This is a genomic window from Paenibacillus sp. fava2 (genome assembly GCF_058313675.1).
Map to the genome: position 1 here is coordinate 3,065,039 of NZ_CM177755.1, position 20,764 is coordinate 3,085,802.

The 20,764-nt window shown below is 47.3% G+C and carries 25 protein-coding genes; 15 read left to right on the forward strand and 10 right to left on the reverse strand.

All coding sequences use genetic code 11. The features are described 5' to 3' along the window. Positions 1-32 precede the first annotated feature (32 nt). A complete protein-coding gene (locus AC4G46_RS13000) occupies positions 33-1,127 on the reverse strand; it encodes a sensor histidine kinase (RefSeq protein WP_491128297.1) in 1,095 nt (364 codons plus the stop codon). Next, on the reverse strand, positions 1,120-1,815 hold the full coding sequence (locus tag AC4G46_RS13005) for a response regulator transcription factor (protein ID WP_491128298.1): 696 nt from the start codon (positions 1,813-1,815) through the stop codon (positions 1,120-1,122). The genes AC4G46_RS13000 and AC4G46_RS13005 overlap by 8 nt, the downstream gene beginning before the upstream one ends. Before the next feature lie 250 nt (positions 1,816-2,065). Between AC4G46_RS13005 and AC4G46_RS13010 the strand changes: the two genes are divergently transcribed. The 11 genes from AC4G46_RS13010 (at position 2,066) to AC4G46_RS13060 (ending at position 8,193) form a co-directional block, all read left to right on the forward strand. Further along, on the forward strand, positions 2,066-2,974 hold the full coding sequence (locus tag AC4G46_RS13010; protein WP_491128299.1) for a sensor histidine kinase: 909 nt from the start codon (positions 2,066-2,068) through the stop codon (positions 2,972-2,974). After that, positions 2,943-3,608 (forward strand): response regulator, encoded by a 666-nt coding sequence (locus AC4G46_RS13015; protein ID WP_491128300.1) that lies wholly within the window; start codon positions 2,943-2,945, stop codon positions 3,606-3,608. The genes AC4G46_RS13010 and AC4G46_RS13015 overlap by 32 nt, the downstream gene beginning before the upstream one ends. A gap of 43 nt (positions 3,609-3,651) precedes the next feature. Then, positions 3,652-4,308 carry a YcnI family copper-binding membrane protein gene (locus AC4G46_RS13020; RefSeq protein WP_491128301.1) on the forward strand — a complete coding sequence of 219 codons (657 nt, stop codon included), beginning with the start codon at positions 3,652-3,654 and terminating at the stop codon, positions 4,306-4,308. 819 nt (positions 4,309-5,127) lie between these two features. Continuing rightward, positions 5,128-5,454, forward strand: a complete 327-nt coding sequence (locus tag AC4G46_RS13025) for a hypothetical protein (RefSeq protein ID WP_491128302.1) — start codon at positions 5,128-5,130, stop codon at positions 5,452-5,454. Positions 5,455-5,471: 17 nt separating this feature from the next. After that, the gene (locus tag AC4G46_RS13030) at positions 5,472-5,930 is read left to right on the forward strand and encodes a hypothetical protein (RefSeq protein WP_491128303.1); all 459 of its coding nucleotides are present in this window, start codon (positions 5,472-5,474) and stop codon (positions 5,928-5,930) included. 31 nt (positions 5,931-5,961) lie between these two features. Next, positions 5,962-6,387 carry a hypothetical protein gene (locus AC4G46_RS13035; protein ID WP_491128304.1) on the forward strand — a complete coding sequence of 142 codons (426 nt, stop codon included), beginning with the start codon at positions 5,962-5,964 and terminating at the stop codon, positions 6,385-6,387. Between the two features lie 29 nt (positions 6,388-6,416). Next, the gene (locus AC4G46_RS13040; protein ID WP_491128305.1) at positions 6,417-6,632 is read left to right on the forward strand and encodes a hypothetical protein; all 216 of its coding nucleotides are present in this window, start codon (positions 6,417-6,419) and stop codon (positions 6,630-6,632) included. Between the two features lie 288 nt (positions 6,633-6,920). Then, a complete protein-coding gene (locus AC4G46_RS13045) occupies positions 6,921-7,079 on the forward strand; it encodes a hypothetical protein (protein WP_491128306.1) in 159 nt (52 codons plus the stop codon). Positions 7,080-7,111: 32 nt separating this feature from the next. Beyond that, entirely contained in the window at positions 7,112-7,261 is a 150-nt protein-coding gene (locus AC4G46_RS13050) for a hypothetical protein (RefSeq protein ID WP_491128307.1), read from the forward strand. Between the two features lie 48 nt (positions 7,262-7,309). Beyond that, positions 7,310-7,720, forward strand: a complete 411-nt coding sequence (locus AC4G46_RS13055; protein WP_491128308.1) for a hypothetical protein — start codon at positions 7,310-7,312, stop codon at positions 7,718-7,720. Positions 7,721-7,827: 107 nt separating this feature from the next. Further along, on the forward strand, positions 7,828-8,193 hold the full coding sequence (locus AC4G46_RS13060) for a hypothetical protein (protein WP_491128309.1): 366 nt from the start codon (positions 7,828-7,830) through the stop codon (positions 8,191-8,193). 519 nt (positions 8,194-8,712) lie between these two features. Here AC4G46_RS13060 and AC4G46_RS13065 read toward each other — a convergent pair. Further along, a complete protein-coding gene (locus AC4G46_RS13065; RefSeq protein WP_491128310.1) occupies positions 8,713-9,816 on the reverse strand; it encodes a PRK06851 family protein in 1,104 nt (367 codons plus the stop codon). Positions 9,817-10,428: 612 nt separating this feature from the next. Between AC4G46_RS13065 and AC4G46_RS13070 the strand changes: the two genes are divergently transcribed. After that, positions 10,429-11,025, forward strand: a complete 597-nt coding sequence (locus tag AC4G46_RS13070) for a DUF2441 domain-containing protein (RefSeq protein WP_491128311.1) — start codon at positions 10,429-10,431, stop codon at positions 11,023-11,025. Between the two features lie 112 nt (positions 11,026-11,137). On the opposite strand, the gene AC4G46_RS13075 is transcribed toward AC4G46_RS13070, so the two are convergent. Continuing rightward, positions 11,138-11,539, reverse strand: coding sequence for an HIT family protein (locus AC4G46_RS13075; RefSeq protein WP_491128312.1), 402 nt, complete (start codon positions 11,537-11,539; stop codon positions 11,138-11,140). Between the two features lie 147 nt (positions 11,540-11,686). Between AC4G46_RS13075 and AC4G46_RS13080 the strand changes: the two genes are divergently transcribed. Then, positions 11,687-12,076: a hypothetical protein gene (locus AC4G46_RS13080; protein WP_491128313.1), complete on the forward strand. Its 390-nt coding sequence runs from the start codon at positions 11,687-11,689 to the stop codon at positions 12,074-12,076. 306 nt (positions 12,077-12,382) lie between these two features. Here AC4G46_RS13080 and AC4G46_RS13085 read toward each other — a convergent pair whose 3' ends face one another. The 3 genes from AC4G46_RS13085 to AC4G46_RS13095 are packed head-to-tail and all read right to left on the reverse strand — an operon-like array spanning position 12,383 to position 15,641. Next, a complete protein-coding gene (locus tag AC4G46_RS13085) occupies positions 12,383-14,170 on the reverse strand; it encodes a CotH kinase family protein (protein WP_491128314.1) in 1,788 nt (595 codons plus the stop codon). Positions 14,171-14,187: 17 nt separating this feature from the next. Beyond that, positions 14,188-14,925 (reverse strand): DUF4956 domain-containing protein, encoded by a 738-nt coding sequence (locus AC4G46_RS13090; protein ID WP_491128315.1) that lies wholly within the window; start codon positions 14,923-14,925, stop codon positions 14,188-14,190. 2 nt (positions 14,926-14,927) lie between these two features. Continuing rightward, positions 14,928-15,641 carry a polyphosphate polymerase domain-containing protein gene (locus tag AC4G46_RS13095; protein WP_491128316.1) on the reverse strand — a complete coding sequence of 238 codons (714 nt, stop codon included), beginning with the start codon at positions 15,639-15,641 and terminating at the stop codon, positions 14,928-14,930. Between the two features lie 223 nt (positions 15,642-15,864). Between AC4G46_RS13095 and AC4G46_RS13100 the strand changes: the two genes are divergently transcribed. Continuing rightward, positions 15,865-17,115 (forward strand): purple acid phosphatase family protein, encoded by a 1,251-nt coding sequence (locus AC4G46_RS13100; protein WP_491128317.1) that lies wholly within the window; start codon positions 15,865-15,867, stop codon positions 17,113-17,115. 83 nt (positions 17,116-17,198) lie between these two features. Here the strand turns inward: AC4G46_RS13100 and AC4G46_RS13105 are convergent, their stop codons facing one another. After that, positions 17,199-17,447 carry a hypothetical protein gene (locus tag AC4G46_RS13105; RefSeq protein WP_491128318.1) on the reverse strand — a complete coding sequence of 83 codons (249 nt, stop codon included), beginning with the start codon at positions 17,445-17,447 and terminating at the stop codon, positions 17,199-17,201. A 1,226-nt stretch (positions 17,448-18,673) separates the two neighbouring features. Between AC4G46_RS13105 and AC4G46_RS13110 the strand changes: the two genes are divergently transcribed. Further along, positions 18,674-19,297 carry a DUF8426 domain-containing protein gene (locus tag AC4G46_RS13110; protein WP_491128319.1) on the forward strand — a complete coding sequence of 208 codons (624 nt, stop codon included), beginning with the start codon at positions 18,674-18,676 and terminating at the stop codon, positions 19,295-19,297. Positions 19,298-19,394: 97 nt separating this feature from the next. Here the strand turns inward: AC4G46_RS13110 and AC4G46_RS13115 are convergent, their stop codons facing one another. Then, positions 19,395-19,847 carry a DUF3888 domain-containing protein gene (locus AC4G46_RS13115; protein ID WP_491128320.1) on the reverse strand — a complete coding sequence of 151 codons (453 nt, stop codon included), beginning with the start codon at positions 19,845-19,847 and terminating at the stop codon, positions 19,395-19,397. A 57-nt stretch (positions 19,848-19,904) separates the two neighbouring features. Beyond that, the gene (locus tag AC4G46_RS13120) at positions 19,905-20,645 is read right to left on the reverse strand and encodes an SDR family NAD(P)-dependent oxidoreductase (RefSeq protein ID WP_491128321.1); all 741 of its coding nucleotides are present in this window, start codon (positions 20,643-20,645) and stop codon (positions 19,905-19,907) included. Between the last annotated feature and the right edge of the window lie 119 nt (positions 20,646-20,764).

Consider the following 20,764-nt stretch of genomic DNA (forward strand, 5'->3'; position numbering starts at 1 on the left):
AAAACAGGGCTAAGGAACAGGCTGATTTCTGCTTACACGCCAAGCGGCAGCTTTACCTCAAAGCTTGTACGCACAGGATCGCTGTGTACGGTAATGGTGCCTTTATGCTGCTCAACTATGTTTTTGGCGATAAAAAGGCCGAGCCCGGTGCTGCCCTCCTGATGGCTGCGCGCACGGTCACCGGTATAAAACATATCAAAGACATAAGGCAAATCCGCAGGCAGGATACTGCCTCCGTAATTAGTCACCCTGACGACGGCTTGTCCGTCTTCAGCATTACAGCTGATATCCACGAACTGGCCGTCTTTGCCGTACCGGACTGCATTGGTCAGCAGATTCTCAAAGACGCGGGCCAGCAGCTCCCCGTCGCCTTGAATCTCCATTGCCGGAGCAAGCTCCAGCCGGGCGGTCAGCCCGTTGTTGTCCAGCAGCGGGTACAGCTCTTCATGCAGCTGGACGAGCAGCTCACTCAAATCGAGCGGACTGCTGTCCACCTTCAGCATGCCGTAGTTCATCCGGGTAAGCTCAAACAGCTCGTCGATCAGCCGCTCCAGCCGCCGTGATTTGGTATAGGCAATCGAGGTATAATGCCGGACCTGCTCGGCACTTAATTCCTCATCCTTCAGCACATAATCGAGATAGCCCAGCACTGAGGTCAGCGGGGTGCGCAGGTCATGCGCCAGATTGAGCACCAGCTGGTCCTTGCTGTTCTCGGCGAAATCCCCGCGCTCCACGGCCTGCTGCAGCTTGCCGCTGGCCAGATTCAGGTCGGCGGCAATATCCCCGAACTCATCCTTCGAGGGGATGATGATCCGGCTGCTGAAATTACCTTCGGCCAGCTGGCGGATCTGCTGCGAGATTTCCCGGAAATAGCGGGCGTAAGGCTGTGTAAACAGATAGAAGAAGACAAGGGCCAGCGGGACAAAAAAGATCAGAAAAAAATTCAGGTCCCCGATGTTACCGATAAAATACCGGAACCGGGCCAGCGGGTCCTCGGCCAACACGTTAGCTGTATAGTACTGCTGCAGCATCTTGTACAGCGCATAGGTCAGAATGCCGGAGCAGAGCATGCTCAGTGTGAGCAGGAAAATCATCTGAAAGCGGAAGCTGCGAAACCGTCTAGCCATTGAATGTATAACCTACTCCCCATATGGTTTTGATCAGTTTATTCTTGTCCTGCTCTTCGCCAAGCTTTTTACGCAAGGTGCGGATATGAACCATAACCGTATTCCCGCTCTCAAAATAAGCCTCGCCCCACACCTGCTGAAACAGATTCTCCGCGCTGAACACCTTCTTGGGGTAGCTGGCCAGAAGGTACAGGATATCAAATTCCTTGGGTGTCAGCTCCACATTGTTCCCGAACAGCTCTACCGTCCGGCGGTCCGGGTCAATGACCAGCCCGCCGGATTCCAGCACCGGCTTGCGCTCTGCCTGCGGCTGGTTAAGCTGCATGAAGCGGCGCAGCTGCGCGTTCACCCGGGCGACCAGCTCCATCGGGTTAAACGGCTTGGTCATATAATCGTCAGCTCCGATGACCAGGCCGGTGATTTTGTCGAGGTCCGAGGTCTTCGCGCTCAGAAAAATAATCGGCAGCTGATGCTGCTCCCGGATCTGCCGGGTCACCTCATGCCCGTCCAGCCCGGGCATCATGATATCAAGAACCGCCAGATCAATGTGGCGGGACTGCACGGCTTGGACTGCGGCTTTGCCATCGGTCACCTTAACCGTGTGATAGCCCTCTTTTTCCAGATGCAGAGCTACCAGTCCGGCAATTTCCGCATCGTCATCGGCGATAAGGATGGTTATCCGTTTCATTTTGTGTTCGCTCCTGTACAAATGAACTTGGGTACGCGCTATTATAGCGCTTTGCTCCTAGTGTACCTTATCGGAAGTTGTTTCGCGAACAGGAATCGTGAATAATAGAATGGGTGTGTATGAAAAACACCTTAGCTGCAGGCGGCCAGGCGATCTGCGGAGTATGTCAGACCATTTTTAAAATACTTAATTTTGTAACATTTAATGTTAAGGTATAGCCCGAAAGAGTCATGCCGGGGACGGGCAGACCGTGATACTGTTAGAAACAGGTTTTGAGGAGGGGACGGCAACGTATACAAGAATTAAGCTGCTGATTCTGCTGATACCCACGTTAATGGTCGGAATCTGGGAGTTCGTGCGCCACCAGTTTCTGATGCCGTACATTTCCATGGATATGGGGAATTATTTAACGCCGGTGCTTGTATTTGTGTTCAGCATTGTTTTGCTGCTGCCGCTGTTCCGGATTATGGAGCGCAATCAGCTGGAGCTGGAGCAGAAGCGGGCGGCTACCTCGGCAATGGAGGCTCGGGAGGGGCTGGCGAAGGAGCTGCATGACGGGATGGCGCAGTCTTTGTTTCTGTTGTCCGTCCGGATTGACCGGCTGGAGCAGAATCATAAGAACGGCACAGTCAGCTCAGAGAACGTGGATCAGATTAAAAAAACAGTGCATGAGGTCAACCGCTATGTGCGCCAGGCGATCGCCAGCCTGAAGGTGCCGGTCTCAGGCAGTGCGGATTTTTCACTGGAACGGTCCGTGCAGGAGCAGCTGGGCAGAATCGCCGCAGAGGTGATGATTGAAGTCTCGCTGGACTGGCATCTGCTGGAGGATGCGCTGAACAGTAAGGAACAGGCCGAGCTGCTGTCCTGCATCCGCGAAGCCATTATCAATGTGCGCAAGCATACGCGTGCCGGCCGGGTTGTAGTTGCCAGTTCAGGCGATAAGCATAGCTGGAAGGTAAGCGTAGCCGATGACGGTGCCGGAATAGAGCATGAAGACCCTTTTAAGGTGGCCGGCAGCTATGGTCTGCAGATTATGCGGGAGCGGGCGGAAAGTATGGGCTGGCGTCTCGGTCTGATGTCCGGCCCTGACGGAACGACAGTGGAAATTGCGAAGGGAGGGCTGGCGGATGAACCGCTGCCGGGTGATGATCGTCGATGACCATGCACATGCGCGTGAAGCCATGACAGAAATCGTATCGCTGGATGAACGTTTTGAAGTAATCGGGGCAGTGGGCAGCGGAGCTGAGGCCATCGTTATGACCGGGCAGTGGATGCCGGACCTGATCCTGATCGACATTGAAATGCCGGGAATGGACGGGCTGGAGACGACGAGGCGCATCAAGCTGGAATATCCGTATGTCCGGATCGTCATCGTTACCGTCTCGGATGAAATCTCTTATCTGTTCGAAGCGCTGAAGCAGGGCGCACAGGGATACTTGCTGAAGAATCTGGCCCCGTCAACCTGGATCGAATATTTGCTGGCGATTGTCAGCGAGGAGGTTCCGCTGAGCCGGGAGCTGGCTTTTCAGATTCTGAAGGAGTTTGCGGTAACCTCGGTCAAAGAGGAGCGGGAAGCATTAACGGCGCGCGAGAAGGAAATACTGGGCTGTGTATCCTCAGGCTCCACAAATAAGGAGATTGCAGCCACTCTCGGGATCTCCGAGCACACGGTCAAAAACCATCTTAAGAATATTTTGCAGAAGCTGCAGCTCCAGAACCGTACACAGCTGACCCGTTATGCCCTGGAGCAGGGACTTACCCCGAGGGAGCGGGATTTTCCGCGCAAAAGATAAATCATAACAGAAGATAAAGAACATCCATTGAGGGGGAACCAACTTGAATAAACTGCTTCGTAAACTACTGACACTCGCTACCCCGATGGCAGCTGCACTATCCCTATTCGCCGCGGTAGCCAGCGCTCATGTAACTGTATCACCGGCCGAATCCACCACAGGTGCTTGGGAGACCTACACGCTCAAGGTACCATCGGAAAAAGACATTGCCACCACACAAATCGACCTGCGCATGCCGGAAGGCGCCGAGTTCAAGCAATATGAAGCTGTGCCCGGCTGGACCGTAACCGTCGATGGTAACAAAATCAGCTGGATCGCTTCCGGGGACGGCATTCTGGCCGGCCAGTTCCAGCGCTTCACCTTCACAGCCAAGAACCCGGATACCGCCGGTGATATCGCCTGGGATGCCTACCAGCATTATGCTGACGGCAGTCTGGTCCAGTGGTCCGGTGAAGAAGGCAGCGAAAGTCCGCACTCCGTTACTGCGATCGTCCAGGCCGCAGCCGGCGGCGACAGCCATTCCCACGGGGGAACAGGTTCGGCACACTCCGGCTCCATGACGATGGATGAGCATGAGGCAATCATGGAGAACGCAGAACAGTCAGGAAGCACCTCGCCAATGGTGTATATTACGCTGGGGATTTCCTTGCTGGCCTTCCTGCTGTCGGCGATTGCGCTGCTGCGGGGGAAGAAGGAGTAAGGCGGTTTCAGAATACCGGATAGACGGGCTGTTGGGAAAACAACGGAATAACGGTGAAAAGATAAGTAACTGCGGATGGCTTTATCCTGTAACAGGATGGAGTGTCCGCAGTTTTTTGTTGTGTAAAGATCGGGGATTGGATACATTGGTAATATGTGGGGCATGGCAGAAAGGCTTGGGAGTTGTGATTGTATTTTGTACAACAGAATCAGCTCAGTGTGGACTTAAATCTCATTCTATTGTATTTCATACAATTGATTACATAGGAACGTGGCGAAAAAGCCAATAATGCAAGATTCTGATGTATAAAATGCAACAGAACCGTTTTATCATAGTGGTTTTATTGAAATCTATTGTATATTGTGCAATTGAGGGTAAGGGTTTTTGATGGGCGTTATTGTAGCAAAAAGTAGAGGTGGAAAAATGAGGGACATCATATTGATGACATCGATAAGCTTTATTCCCCACCGGGGACGGTTATCCAAAAAGGAGATCAAATTGCAATTACCCTAACTTTCGATCAGCCGATAGGAGAGATAAATAATAGTATTATAGAACAGTTTTTCTCGGCAAGCTGGACGTATCCTTTTAAACGCCGATATGTAAGACCGTTTATACAATCCAGTTTTACTTGTGAAGAATATAGTATATACACAAAATTTATTCTTAATAAGAAAAATACTGAGACCGATGAGATCCGATTAGTGCTTCAGGATATATTAGATTTTCTTAATACAGATTACATCTCTGTAAGGAAATTAAAGTCGAGGTATGTTCTGGATATGATACAGGAGAAGGGACTAAGACAGGGGACTAGGTATGAGCGAGGTTAAAGTATATTTTTTAGAGGATACGGAACTTGCAGAGTATGAGGCTGTGAACAAGGGATTCCGAAATGATGTCTATGTAAAATTAGCGGATGGGCTTTTTAATGTAGTGGTCTATGATAGTGTGCGTCTTCAACAGGATTTTGAATCGGAAGTTGAGAATTACGGTTTCTATTCAATAGATCCAAATTTGATCCTGGTTAGTGAAGTGAATAAAGAGGAGATAGTATTTGTAATAGAAAATCTATACCGTCGAAAGTACTTTGAGAAAATAAAACCTGTTAGTGATAGTGAGCTAAGTGAGTATTTTGGACGATAAATTGGGGTGGAGGATGGATGATGTCCATATCTGCATGGATTGATATTTATTTAAGTGAACACAGTAGCGCCAATTTATCAGCCACGGACTTAATCCGGCAACTTGCAAAAGAAGGCTGGAATTACACAGGCCGTAACGGGGAAGTCACATTTCTGCCTTTAGGTGATGGAGACAATTTTAATTGGCTGAGTGAAGCAGTGGATAGCGCCCATATCATGAATATCATTGAAATGAAACAGGCACAACAAGAAATCGTGGGTATCCAGCTGTTACGAAGGGATTCGGAAATTGGATGCGATATGCTGATCTTTAACACGAATCAGATCGGATTCAATCTGTCGATAGCCAGAAAAAATATTCAAGCTCACGGTGATATTGATATTACTGATTTTAGCTGGTACCTGGAAAGAATATTGCCGGTCTTTAAACATGCAGGATTGCGGGTTGAGCGGGTACAGTGTGAACAATTGGACTAAGAACTTGCGATTGGTGAGAGAGGAGAGCCGAATGCCAAAATATTATCTGGATAATATTTTTACGGGGCGTAGTAACGGTATGGATTTCCTGGTGAATGTTGTATACGGCTTTCTTGAAGAAGGGGACAAGTTGTATTTCGAGTATGGTTATTCGTACATAAATTCATTTCCTTATAAGGACGTTGAGAACTTCGAAGACACGGTTAACCGAATCTGTTATTATCCCAAAAATAAAGAAGAAGCAAAATCAATTATCGGTAATAATTTTATGATTAATTGTATCGTACTGGAAAGAGATAGAGACATGGAATCATGCAAGTACAGACTTCTGGTAGTGGAAAGCATGGAATCCATTGAATTAATGGTTACCGAGTATGGAGAGGGTAGCTTTCAGAAGCTGCTCAAAACAAAGCTCAAACCGTTTCTGGAACAGGGCGTTAAGGTATTAATCTACTGATATGTAGGAGTAACCAAGGAGAGTTGTGAATGAATATCCATGACATCGAATTTGAGAGTGAACTTCCAAAGTATAAGATAGCGGACGAGAAGAACACTTTTTTTGCGAATAGACCGTCAAAGGAAATCAATATCGAACCAAATAAACTGAATGCAGAACAAGTATTAGGCGATCCGTGGTGCATCTCTAATGAGAAATTAAATCAAATTATTGATGATAAGAGCTATAGATCAAACTGTTTTTAAGCCATTTTAAAATTTATACATACATATAAGGCCCGTCCAAGTGAAGAGGATTTAACATTATTTTTGCTTGGAACAACAGGAGGTTTATTAGCTGAATTTCTGTATGAACAAGGAGTGGTTGATTATTCCCGTGAAAAATATGGATACGCGCTAACCTTCAGAAACAGTCAGATTGCTACTGATTATTTTATTATTGAACTGATTGAATGTATCAGTCGGTTAGGTTTTGCGTGCCAAGCATTGGCACTTGATTATATGTGAAATATTAGTACGAAGGATAAAGGGATAATGAACGTTCATTATCTGAGTAATATTATTCCGGCGTCAGAAGATAGTTCGAGTTTTTTGATGGATCTTGTGTTTGCTTTTGCAGGCAGGGATGAGTTTTTATATTTGGAATATGATCTTCATGAATCTGATCCGCAGTATTCAAATGATATTGAATAAGTGTAGTTGAAAGCCCTGAGACTATTGAATTAATGGTTACTGAGAACATTGAGGGGGATTTTCAGGAGCTACTGGGGACAAGCTTAAAGCCGTTTCTGGATCAGGGAGTCAAGGTGCGGACAGAGGAAATGAATAATGACATGATTAAAGCACAGTATTTGAAATACGGGATTCATATTTAAAACAAAAAGCTGAAATCATCGTACCCAAGGCAATTAAGGAGCAAATAAATGAAAAAGCCGATCTATACTTCAATAATTACAGCGGTGCTCTATCCTGTTGCTTTTATGTTGTATATGGAATTATCTATGTATGCATATAACCACGATTACAAAACGTTAGGGCGAGTTGTTGATTATGGATATTTTAGTCTGGATTTTCTATTGATTATATTATTATCGATTCCAATTACTATTCTTCATAGAGAAAACCTGATTCGTCATTGTTTAATAGTATTTTTAGGGAATGTTGTTTTTTGGCTTATAGTCACTGTAATTCCTTGGATCATGGGTGAGACTATTGAGTTTGGATTTATGATTAAGATGGTTTTTATTAACGATATGACTATAGGTGTGCTTCTCGGACTATTCGTGAATCTGTTCATTAATCTATTTAAACGTAGGGCCGTGATAGTCCGCTGATGTATTGAGATGGTCAGGAGGTAGTATGAGAAAATCAGCGTGAAATTATAATCTATCAAGGTCCCTGATCTGTTCTTACTGCGAATAATTAAAGGAGAATATGTGCAGTGAACAAATACAAAGCTCTCATATCCGATTTTGATCAAGCGCAAAGAAACTTCGGTTATTTAACTTCATTTAATTTATCACGTGGTACAGAAATAGATGAATTCCAAGTGACTTTGCAAATTACCCTAGCCCAGTCAACTTTTGATTACGATGAACAATTATCGATAACATTTACAGGGGTGAAGGATCTGGAAGTAGGAAGGCTACCGGGATTAATATGCTGGTTATACTTTGATATCACGGATATTTCTAAAGACCAGCTGGAGGATATAAGATTCAAAGTTGTTGTTGAATATGATGATAATATTTTTAGCTTATTTTGCAGCCAGATCGCATTTGAAATCATAGGCCAGGAGCCGATGTAACATTGTTCAGTAAAACAAATGGGATTACACATAATCATGTAAAGGGTATAATATCATTTTGATAAAATAATAGAGTTCAAGCGGTCGAATTAGGTTTAACGAGATAAGTTTTAAAAAGAAAGAAGGGAATCAAATTAATAAAAGGTGGAGATATTACATACCGCTTTACCTTGTTGGGTACATAATTTCATTAAATGGGACTGGTATTCCACATTGGTATTATTTGATTCCCATAAAGTTAATTTCTTTTTGCTTAATGTTAATCGGTGGCAACGGGATTTATTATTTAGCTGAGGAAAAACAGCCGTTATACCTAGCCTCATTTAGATCCCTGAAATACATATTGTTTTCTGTTTTACTTTTATTTATATTTGCAGTTTTACAAGAAACATTACAACAATTCTCAATTGATATTTCAGCATTTATAGGAATGTAGTTGAATCTTCATTAACTTCGTATCCTCTAAACCTAAAGTGGTATCCGTTAAAGACTTTTTGTTCAAGTACTGTTATCAACAATTCATCCTTCCCGACTTGCAGACCACTCCAACAGCTCAGTACGTACACGGTTCGTCAGCGCATCCACCACGCGGAAATCCATGGCGGTGACATAAATCTTCTCTAACTGATCCCGGTGCACCTTCGCCTCGGCCAGAGCGGCTATGGCCTCCTTCATTTTGGCTTTATATTGGGTGCTCACTTCAGCTAGCTGTCCGGCATAACGCTCATCCGTTCCTTCTGCGACAACGGTTTCATACGTATCGATGATCACGTCTCCTTCCCGGTCCGGAAAATATTCGTGCGGACTGGTGCTGTCGAAGATCGCAAAACCAAGCTCACGCACAATAACCATATCCAGACTATGGGGATCAAATCCGCAATGATAGATTTCTGTATCCAGGCTACGTTGCTCCGCTTCGGCTGCGATCTTTTTGAGCATAGTGGATTTACCTGTACCTGCCCGGCCTTTAATGAAGAACCGTCTGGACAGCCCTTCGGTCAAATTAGGCACAAAATCAACCGCCCCGGCAGGTGTCGCTGCTCCCAGAAACCGGTGCTTAACGATAGCACTCTTAGGAATACTGGTTTCGCCAAAAAGCTGCTTAAGTATCCCGGCTGTTAATTGATTCGCTTTGTCAAAATCCATATGCTCAAAATAAATTTTCTCCCACTCATCATGAATTTTTAAGGCTTCTGCAAACCCGCTGTACGCTGCTTTATAGGAATCCGCAACCCTCTGATTAATCTCGCCGATGATCTCTCTTTGACTGATGAGTGCTGCCGAGTCCCAGGCCTCGCCCAGGTTCACATATTCTTCAACAGCTCCCGGAGCTTTAGGTTCAATGACATGAGGCGCAGTGCCGTCAACAATGCCTACACTAAGCGCCGGGATAATGACCGCATCAATCGAATCCTTATCGGATGAACAATGGATCAGCTCTATATCGTAACCACGCTCCGCCCACTCCGAGCCGATTGTTTTCATCAAAGATGACTTTCCGGTGCCGGGACCGCCTTTCAAAATATAGATCCGCTGGAGTCCCTGGAGATTCGATTCGAACAAATTATAGAAACCAAGAGCCGTATTGCCGCCTGCAAAATATCTTAAAGTCCGTGCAGCCACACATCCACTTCCTTTCACGTTGTCGCCCGGTAGGCTATACCCTACAGTATGCGTCAGGTATTTGTGAGGTGCCTAGAGGCGGAGCGGTGGTAGAACTCTCTTCTGGAGTTTGTCCAGTGTTAGTGAGCAGCTGTCTGGATTTTTAATACCTCATACAGACATTTGACTATTAACTGGCGTAATTTCTGCATGCCTCCACCGAGATCAGCCTCCTAATTTAACGAGTTGAAAAATTCCAAAATGTGTTAATATAAATGAGCGATTCGTAAGTTGAATTCCTGCTTTGAAAAGAACTAGTAACACTCCAGCATGCAGGATAACAATGAATGCCACAAATTTATTAATTCACAATGAAATAAAGAGGGGAGGGGGAAACAAAAATAATGGAGAGATCCTGCGATTGGTGGCCTTTTTAAGAGCGTCCCAAAGAATGGAACTATACGCATTATCTTGGCAAACTAAAATGAAAATAAATGTCATAATAGCAGCTGTCAATCAGTAATAGATCGGATGAAGAATAGATAAAACGAGCTACCGTTTCTAGGTATGATTAAGCTAAAGCAGGAAGGCATATGCCGAATCTACCTATCTAAACATTTAGGGGGCAGGTTAATGCAAGAAAGAGAATTGTATGCTTATCACCTTGTAACTAGGAAAAGAATGGACTTGGGTCAAATCATTTGCTTTGACAATAATCAAAAAAATACGTTGTATCATTTCTTTTTTGAGAAAGAACAGCTGAATTCTAAGGGTGAAGATTTTCTTCATATCTTGGAAAGTCAAATTACTAATCATGGATTAAAGCTGGATAAAGAAGATGCTGATGTCGCTGTTAAGTATGTAGGACAAACTATTCGGGCTATTAGAGAAGTAATTGTTGAAATGGTAAGACTGCAAGAATATCCTGATTTTCCTTCGCGGTTGTCTTGCTTATACGCTGCGAAAAGCTACCAAGACGCTCTGAAATGGAAAGAACTATTTGGTTCTTACCATCGAAGGGTTTTGCAGATAGTGAAACTTCGGGTTGTCGGGACTGTATTTGAAGGTGACGGCAGTCTTTTACCAAAGGAGGACGGTGCTCCATTCTCCCAAAAAATCGAACAGGCCAGAGAATATTGGAAAGGCAATAAAAACAACGAACTTCCCGAGTTGCTGATTAATGGAAGAATCGAAGTGTTAGAAATTATTGATGAATTTTCTTATTCTTAATAACATTTATTTAGGAGTGAATGGTGAACTGAATAAAAACCAGGATGAAAAGACAGTTGCAAATGCAATTCTATTGGCATCGTGCCAAAAACCAAATTTCAACACGATATTGTCATTTAAATCGGGATGATGTATTTCGCTTGTTATCTACACTTTTTAGCCAGTGTCTAATCCCTTTTCCAGCATAGGGTTCATCACTAAATCGAGGGATAACATGCAGGTGTGAATGCACGATGTGCTGACCACCAACAGCATTACAGTTCCATCCAATGTTATACCCATCTGCTTGATGTTTTTCATCCAAGATAGATTTTACTTCTTGTAATAAAGAATATGTTGCAGACCACTCTTCTTCCGTTAAGTCGAAAACTGTTTCTCGATGTTTAATTGGAACAATTAGTCCTGAACCAATTAAAACTTCTTGTGGAGTTTGTAGGAAAAGACAATGTTCATTCTGAATTATCACTTGTTGTTGTTCTACTAAATCAAGATTGCAAAAAGGACATTCCTTCATTCAGGCAACCACCTTAATGTTTTAGTATCATTTTTACATTTTCCACTCTTTGTAGCAACATTTTTCAAGAAACAGCCAAAGAATAAAAGGCACCTGTGCTCATTAGTTAAATACGCTTCATTCGAAAGACGGATATTACTGTTTGAGATGTTTGGAGGATTGTTTGTCCTATATGCGCTGACTGTTGAATTACCGTTATCCATCATTCGCTTTAAACAAGTAATAACTAAGGCATGGAAAAAAGCTGTGCTTTTTCTTGTAGCATCGTTTGCCGTTTTATTGATCATTATTTCAGCTCAGAACACATATCTGTTAACAAAGGATATTATCTCAGGATATCAGGAAGCAAATGTTGCTGTATTAAGCCGTCAGTCAGAGTACCGATCCATGGACAAAGTTTTGGTTGATGATAATAGTGTGATTAGTACATATAAATTAGCTCCGGGATACGTTGAGGTACACACTGGTAAACAGTACGCTGTACGGATTTTTCCAAATTCAAAGATAATAGTGCCGGTTGATGAAGCTGAATTATAGTATGCAGATCGGCAGATTAATACTAAGTGGAAATTCGCCATCTAATTCTTATTAAACTGCAGGTGAGAGAACATTAGATGGAAAAAGGACACTTAATTTCACTGTTTTCGCGGCAAAAGGGTCTTTGGGGCAAAAATAAGTGATGATTTTCCACCTAAATCTTAGAAATTATAGGAAATTATAAAATTAGGTGACGAAAATCCAACTAAATGTGCATGCGCTTGGAAAAACATAAATACACCTCAGACGGGAAATCGTCCGAGGTGTATTCTTTTTTATCTAGTGTTACCATGCAAACTGGCGAATCTAGAGCCGTTTCCGTTTATAAAACGTAATGAACGCCGCGGCGAGAAGGAGAACAATAATCGCTACGCCAGTTGTAATGGCTTCACTGGTGCTGCCTTGCTGCTGGGCGCTGCCTGGTGCGCCGCCGAAGTCGCCGCCACCAAAACCGCCGCCCATGCCGCCGCCGAAGCCACCGCCCATGCCGCCGCCGAAGCCACCGCCCATGCCGCCGCCCATGCCGCCACCGGCCATGTCCCCGCCGGGGCCGTTGCCGCCCTCGGGGATGGCCGGTCCGCCCATGGCGCCCGGCACGCCGCCCGGGCCGCCATACTGGCCGTCCGGCCAGCTCTGCCCTTGCGCCGGCGCCTGCCCTTGCTGCGCGGCACCGCTCTGCGCCGTGCCGCCATCGCCCTGCGCCGGCGCCAGGCCCTGCGCCCCAGCGCCACCGCCCGGCGCGGCACCAAACCCGCCGCCGCCCATACCTGCGCCGCCACCCATACCGCCGCCGCCAAAGCCGCCCATGCCTCCGCCGCTGCCGGAGCCGTCGCCGCTAGAGGCGATAGTGCCGTCGAGCTGGCCGGAGACGCTGGCGGCCATTGTGGACATGAAGGTCTTCACGGATTGGACGCCGCTCTCATATTGCTCAAACGTATAGAAGGCGGAAGGATCAGCCTTCACGTGGCTGGAGATCATCTGATCGAGCTCATCCATCCGGGCCTGGAAGGTGTCGTCCTGCAGGTATCCATCGATCATCTGCCGGATAATCGCATGATACTTTGCCTTGTACTCGTCATTCGCCAGCAGCTTCGCTATCAGCGGACGCTCGGCGAGTGCGCCTTGGGTCGGCTCGTCGATCAGGACGTCGGAGCCGCCCATACCGCCAAAGGCCATGTTGTAGTCCCATGGCAGAATCGAGAAGACGCCGTCATCCTCGTACAGATAATAGTTCTGCTTGTTGCTGCCGAGATAGCTGTCCATATTGCCGGTCACGGCATTCAGCGCGATGTAGCCGAGCGCGTTATCGACGTTGATGTATTTTTCATAGTCGGTGCCGTTGTTCAGCTCATCCAGCATGTCCAGCAGAATATCATCGTTCGATTTCTCTGACTTCATCTCGAGGCCTGTATAGAGGGAGGAATCATCTCCAAGCCAGGTCAGGTCGCTGCCTTGACCGGTCATTACACCCTTATACAACGCGCCGTAGGAGTTGCCGAAGTTGCGCTCCAGATAAGCATCGCCGATCTGTTCCACCGCTAGGTAGAAGCCCTTCAGCTCATCGTTGACATAGATGTTAACGAAGGAGTATTTTGGCGTCGGCAGGCCCATGGTCCCGGCAAGCTCATAGGTGAGAAACTCGCGCATATAAGAGGCATCACTGTAGTTGTTGTTAAGGTTGATTTTGGTAATCCCGAACAGGTTCTGATTTACATATTCGTCAAAAGAAATCTTGAAGCTGTATCGGTCCGAATCGCTCATCTGCACAACACTGCGCAGACTTAAGTTGCCTTTAGTCCGGATGCCGACATTGTCCATTTTGATCCCGTTGTATTCAACCGATGCTGCTTTGTATTCCTCGGCGCTGGCATTGTCCAGCATATCCTGGAAATCGTCCGGGTCAATCGTGATCCGTACATCAACAACCTTGTCCTTAGGAAACACCTCAGCATCCAGACTCTGCTCCTTATTCGAGACCACCCGGTCCTGCGCATTTCCATCCGCATCGTTATTATCCGGCTGACACCCGGCCAATGCGGCAGCCAGCAGCAGGCAGCACACCATGAGGAGGAACGGCTTACCTCTTGCTTTCATTTCGGCACCGCCTTTCCTTAGGATACGTAGTCGCCGCTGTAGCTGATCAGCAGGGCATTTCTGACACCGGTAATATCAGAGACGGTATTAACGAAGCCGCCTTCCTTGTCGTTCAGCCGAAGCTCCAGTGTCAGCTCGATATTGCCTTTGGTGACGGTTTTTTGCTTCACATTGTAGCGTTTCACGGATTTATTCAGGTGGCTATGCACCTCGCGTTCGCTGTCATCACCTTCGCAGTTAATAACCAGCAGGTAAGGTGTTTCCACGGACGAACGTTTGATGAACAGGAACAGAATCAGGCCGATAATGACCGACCCGACGATAGCCAGCGTGAAAAAGCCCGCCCCGGTCACAATTCCTGCAACCGCCGCCCAGAACAGAAAGATCAGATCCGTCGGATCTTTGATCGGCGTTCTGAACCGGACAATGGACAGGGCACCGACCATCCCGAGTGACAGCACCAGGTTGGAGTTAATCGCGATAATGACGGTAGCAGTGATCAGGGTCATGCCCATGAGCGAAACGTTGAAGCTTTTGGAGTAGAGCACTCCGCTGAACACCCGCTTATACAGCAGGTAAATAAAGAAGCCGATCAGAAAAGCAACTCCGAGTGTGATCAGGATTTTGGAGATGCTGATATCGGATACAAAATTGTCCAGCACCGAATTTTTGATCATATCCGAAAAGGTTGTTGCTGTGTCGTTGGCTTGTGCCGCCGTTGTTCCTGCAGCAGCCAGAGTAGATACAAAGCTCATTATTAATAATCCTCCCAAGTGTTGGTCTTCAAAAATTTACGGCAAATCACATACTTCGAAGCCGACTGCCGGTTCAAGCCTTCCAACTGCAGCGCAATCCGGATGTATTCCGGAATGTACTCGTCAAATTTGACCTCAAAGATGATAAAGTTCTCATCCAGCGCCCGGACAGGCCGCAGCTCCTGATCAAAAATATCCGTAGCATGCAGCCCGGTCCGCAGCTCCTTGTCAAACGTAATCCGCACATTGCCGTTATTGCAGACGTAAGGCTCGCGCACGTAATCGACGATTACCTTCGGACGCAGCAGGTTATGACGCATTTCGTTGTACAGCTCCATGAACAGCGGACTGCCGGGAACATTCAGCACCTCGTAATTGCCGGCCATAATCTGGTCGTACATTTCGCGGGTGAGCGGCTCTTTGATTTTGGCGATGTAATCGTCCCTTTTGATTTTTTTCTCGAAGTGGATGACATGATCCTGAACGTTATAGATGCGGATCCGGTATTTGGCGCGTTCCCTGAGACCCCCGAGCTTCTCAGCCAGTGCTGTATTGTGCATATCATCAAAATAAAGGCTCCGGATATGATACTCCCCGCCTTCATCCGCATTCTGGTCCGCATCCATCAGGCTGTGCAGGCGCTGGCGCAGGATCAGATATTGATGATGGTTGATAAAAAATTTCAGCTCATGCCGGAATTGCAGCTTTTTACTCATTTCACACCTCGTTTCTCTCTAAATAAAGATCATGAACTGAACCCATCGTACGGGACAGACCTTATGATTGTCTTAAATCCGGCTGAACGTTAGCTGAAAGTTTTTACACTGCGTTAACAAAAGTCGTGAATTCTGAACACAATTATTATGGTGAAGTTGACTTTGAGGCTTAATGGAGGCTATCTTTGTAAACACAGTAAAGTAGCTTTCAGGAGGGACCCGAGTGAAGGATTTGAAAATGTTGCTCATCATCGGAATTATTCTTTTAGTGTTAATAGTGGCAGCAGTAGCGTTCGAAAGACTGAAGGCGGAGCGGGCAGAAGCCGGGCGGTTACCGGGAACCCCGTTTAATCTGGTAACTACGTTTAAGGGGGATGCGGGAACGAGCCGTGCTTTTACGTGGTACACAGAGGATGCTGCCGCTTCCGGGCGGGTGGAGGTTGTAAGGGGGGAGAATGCCTCTTTTGACGGTACTTCAGTAATCAGGGTGCAGGCGGAAGATACAACGATTAAGACAGATGCTGGAAAAAGAGGCGTACATAAAGCGGAAGTCAGCGGGCTTGAGCCGGGTACGGTGTACACCTACAGGGCAGGCTCAGGAGAGGAGGGGGAGTGGAGTGCTGCAGCCAGCTTCACCACGTCGGAAGCGGAGACTGACGAGGTAGCCTTTATTAATGTGACCGATTCGCAAGGGATAACGGCAGCGGATTTTGCGGTGTGGGGGCGGACACTGAACAAGGCGTTCCAGACCTTCCCGGCGGCACAGTTTATTGTGCACAATGGGGATTTTACGGAGGAAGCAGAGGATTCTGAAGCGTGGAACAGCTTTTTCAGCAATGTTGACAGTCTCGTTACCCGTATTCCCCTGATGCCTGTAACCGGCAACCACGATGAAGTGGATGAACAAGCGGCCGAATTCACTTCCCATTTCAACGTCCCGGATAACGGGGCCAAAGGATCAATTGCCGGTACATCGTACTCCTTCGACTATGGTCCGGTGCATGTTACCGTACTGAACACGGAGAGCAATTTGAAAAAGCAGGCTGAATGGCTGAAGAAGGATCTGGCCGGCACGGACAAAGCCTGGAAAATCGTTGCGATGCACCGTCCGGCTTATGGAGGCAATACCTACAAGAAGCTGGATGACTGGGTAGAGCTTTTTGATAAATACGGGGTTGATCTGGTGCTGCAGGGGCATAACCATGAGTATTCGCGGTCTTATCCGCTGCTGGGCGGGAAGGTTGTCACGGAGAAGCAAAAGACGGCAGGGGCGGCCAAAGGTACTGTCTATGTAGTTACGAATGCTTCCGGCAACAAGTTCAATGAGAAAAAAGAGGACCAGTTCTACCATGCTGTGCATTTTCAGAACAACAAGGCGATGTTCGCGGGTATTACCGTCAGCGGCAAGGTGCTGAGTTACCAGGCCTACGATGTGGACGGCAATAGACTGGATGAATTTACACTGACTCACTAACGGCAAAGAGGCGGCTGAAGGGGTTCAGCTGCCTCATTCTTTTTGTATAGCAAGGGTGGTTCTGTGACAGACGGCGATAATGTTCAGCGCCCGGGCCGGCGTTTTAGGGTAAAGGTTTTTACGATCAGCGGAACTTCGTCATTGACCATGCGCTTCAGCAGGCGGATCTCGCGGCCGTATTTCTTATAATCATAGTCGTCACCGGATTTGTTGAGGAACTCATCGGGCAGCTCCTCCGGCACCGTGTAGGCATAAATTCTTCCGCCCCGGGCGGCCAGGAAGCTGTATGGAGAATCGTCATATCCTTCGTCATGCCACTGCTTCAGGGTCATTTTGAAGACGAACAGGCTCAGGACATCATCATATAATTTCCCCTTGTATTTAAACCGGAAAAATACGCCGTAGTCTGCATCCTCCAGCCGGTTGCTCCGCTCAACCGTAGTATAGATTTTCCAGGAGCGGGGGAGCTTTAGCGTGAAGCCATACCGGGGGTCCCGGTAAATGTAAGAATTTGCGGGTTTTGCGCTGCCGGCTGGGCGTTTCAGGCGTTTTGAGGCACGAAGGAGCGTTTGGGGTGAGCGTTTACGGTGTTTTCCAGGGCTACAGGAGGGACTGGTTGATCGGTTGAGACGTTTTCCGGTGCGATGGGTAGTGCCGCTTGAGCGCTTCAATGGTTTGCCAGTGCGTGAAGACCTGACAATTGTGGGCTTTAACCTTTTTCCTGGTACTCTCGGGCTGCTGTCAGTGCGCTTTTGACTAAGTGACTTGCTCTTAAAGCTGGAACTGCCCGGTGGATTTTCTGTTTCTGCGGATAACTGCGTTACCACTGTGCTTTTTTGTCTCCAGATCCTGCTGTTCATCATGATCACATCCCTGCATATGGTTATCCCGGTTTCAGACATAGGCATAATAACCAGAATATTCATGCCTTAGGGGATGTGACTGGACAGCTGCCCGGTCTGCAGGGAAAATAGTGGCTGAAACACAAGTAAACCCCTATCATTGATTTGCATCAATAATAGAGGCTTACATTGTTTGCACTATACCCATGTTATGCTCAGACTCCTTATCCTACACTCTTTGAACTCAGCCGGGTAGAAATCGTCCGAGGCGGCAGTAAATTTGCCTATCCTGAGCGGTAAATCTTCTCTAATTCATCCTCTGCCACGAGTGGACTGCTGTTTAACATTCGAGCTTTAAGAAGCTCATACCATTTCGTTCGGGGATGGATTGAAAGCTTTAGCGCCAGAATCAAAGATATAGTCTCAAGCCCAGGGATTACAGCTGCTCAGGATTGCTGCGGATAAAATGTTGCTGCCCGTCAGACGTTCCTTCTAGCGGTGTAAGGTTCCCTTGAGTTGATGTCTTTAGTATACCCGGGGAGGACTGGGTTGTAAAAAGCGCTAATCCTTAAAAATGGTACTATTTTTCAATTCATCCTCTTGTAAGCGCTATTATTCTGCTGTGTTCTTAGTTTTTCATCATTCGCGGCTTGTACCCTGGGTAATATCTAATGGGATCTATCATGTATAATGTAGCAAATAGAGGAGGCGTTTCAATGAAGCTGTTTCAGATGAAAACATCGCCGCTGGGCATAGAGCGGATTGCGGAGTTTCTGGAGAATAACTATATTTGTATCGGGTATCCGGGCACCGGAAATCTGGAAGCGGCCAGTCCGGAGGAAATGCTGGTCAGGCTGCTGAAGAGCGGGGCTTATCAGGGGCAGGAGCTTGAGACGGCAGTGGCCGATCTGAATCTGTTCGTGCATGAGATGCAGGACGGGGATTATGTGCTGGTTGCCAACGGGCAGTGGGTGCATCTTGGTGATTTGGGAGATTATTTCTACGACGACACTTATGATACAACAGATGATGGACGCTGCCACCGCCGGGGCGTAACCTGGCTGAAGAGCATTCCGCAAAGCGCGCTGAACCCGGAAGCTGCTGAACTGCTGGCAGAGGAGGCCCGGATCTCCCGGTACCGCGGCACCTTGCCGGCGGCCAGAATGGAGCTGTGGATTGAAGGGACGGGCCCGGCCGAAACAACTGCTGGAGGAAAACGTGCGCTGGTGGATGAGGTAACGGTTCTCAAAGCTGTGGCTGTCCTGAAAGAAGCGCTGCATTCGGAAGACGCCGACCGGCGTGAGCGGGCGGCTATCGCCATCCTGCAATACGCAAAATAGGGCAATAGCAAGGGATCAGGAAATCTGCAGGGGGCAGCAGCCGCTAGGTGCGGCCACCCCTCAATTGAATTCTCGACTAACTTCCCGGATAGCCCGGTTATCGCGCAGGCTTCTTCACAATGTACTGCCAGTGCGGAGGGAGCGGATAGCTTTTTAAGTGCGTGTAATGAACCAGTTTGACCTCAGGGCCTGCTGAGATTTCAAACGTTAACCTGTCTTCTCCTACAGGAATATGGGGTCCGACAACAGGCGTAGCGTCGAGTGTTACGGACAACCTGAAGCCGCGAAAACCGTTTAACCGCTCTGAACCGGTTATTTGAACAAAATACGGATACACAAGCGGCGGCTCCAGCAATAATTGCCGGTAATAATCCTGTACAGCAGCATTGATATGCGGAGTTAGAAAATTCATCAGCATATCCTGCACTCTGAGTTCGCCGGAATCACTTAGCGGTTTATTGTGAACAGGTTCAGCGAATAACCGCGTTGGAGACGACAAGCTCAGTGCAGCAGATACAACTATAATTATGAACAATCTTGATAGAATCATCGTGTACACCTCACCCTGGTTTACAGGTAGAGTGTCCGGTTTGTCATAAGATTACCCTCATAACGTCTGCCCGTTATCGACAGTAAACACCTGCCCGGTAACAGAATCCTGCGTCAGCTGAAAAAGAACAGCCCCGGCAATATCGTCTGGCGTAGAAATTCTCTGCAGCGGCAATTTTCCGGCAAGCTGGTGCATCCGTTCCTCGTTGCCTGCCCACCATCTGGTATCGACAGCGCCTGGAGCAATGCTGTTCACTCTGATGTAAGGCGCAAGCGCGATGGCCAGCGATTTTGTCATCGTGTGGATGGCTGATTTGGTCGCTGCATACGGGATAGAAGAGCCAATTCCGGTAAATCCGGCGACACTGCCCAGATTTACGATGGCGCCGGATTTTTGCTTTTTCATATAAGGGACTACTGCCTTTACACAATGGAACATCCCTTTCACATTGACATTAAAAAGCGAATCCCACACCTCATCCGTCACATCATCCAGGTTGTCCATCGCAATCTGCGCTGTAATACTGGCGTTATTCACCAGGCCGTCAATGGTTCCATAAACCCCGGCAATGTAGGCAACCATGGCATCAACTTCATTTGCGGACGCGACATCCGCTTTATACGCAAAACCTCTTCCACCCGAACTTTCAATCTCCTGAACGACCGCGAGAGCTTCTTTTTCAGACCGGCTGTAATTTACAGCGACAATGGCTCCTCTGGCAGCCAGCTTTAATGCCGTTGCTCTTCCCACACCCGTTCCGCCGCCGGTAACGAGAATCACTTTATTATTTAATTCCATAGCTGATCATCCCCGCTTCAGATTTATTCAGGAACATTATACTTTTACGCGGATGTAAGGTATAATTCGGAAAAATGAAACGGGTATCATTCTGAATGATATCAGCGAAAGGTGCGGCT